Source organism: Pseudomonas sp. 05N36 (genome assembly GCF_056397385.1).
In genome coordinates this window covers 1-430 of sequence record NZ_JBFTNH010000072.1, presented here as the reverse complement: position 1 = coordinate 430, position 430 = coordinate 1, and the positions used below count along the sequence as shown (strand labels likewise).

Annotated in this window: 1 protein-coding gene; it reads right to left on the bottom strand. The window is 62.3% G+C overall.

Annotation, left to right across the window (positions count from 1 at the left end; all coding sequences use genetic code 11):
- Positions 1–430, bottom strand: a 430-nt coding sequence (locus AC1DIH_RS28200) for an immunoglobulin-like domain-containing protein (protein ID WP_477774098.1), incomplete at both ends; no start/stop codon positions are given.

Here is a 430-nt window from a genome sequence, read left to right as displayed (position 1 = left end):
GGGTCGCGGTGTAGGTGATCTGGCCGCCTTCGGTAATGGTGTTGTCGGCAGTGAGCGTCAGGCCGGTGTTATCGATCGAATCGGTGATGGTGGTCACCGCTGGGGTGGTGCTCGGGGTCAGCTGCTCGAAGTTGCCACCGGTGGTGCTTTCGATGGTGGTGCTGACGGTGCTGCCGTTTTTGTAGACGTCGTTGGCCGGGGTGTCGACCACCACGCTGCCGGTGGTTTTGCCGGCTTCGATATTGATCACGGCGCCGTTCGACAGGGTGACGGTCATCGGCGTGCCGGCCGGGTTGCTCAGGGTCGCGGTGTAGGTGATCTGCCCACCTTCGGTAATCGTGTTGTCGGCAGTTAGGGTCAGGCCGGTGTTATCGATCGAATCGGTGATGGTGGTCACCGCTGGGGTGGTGCTCGGGGTCAGCTGCTCGAA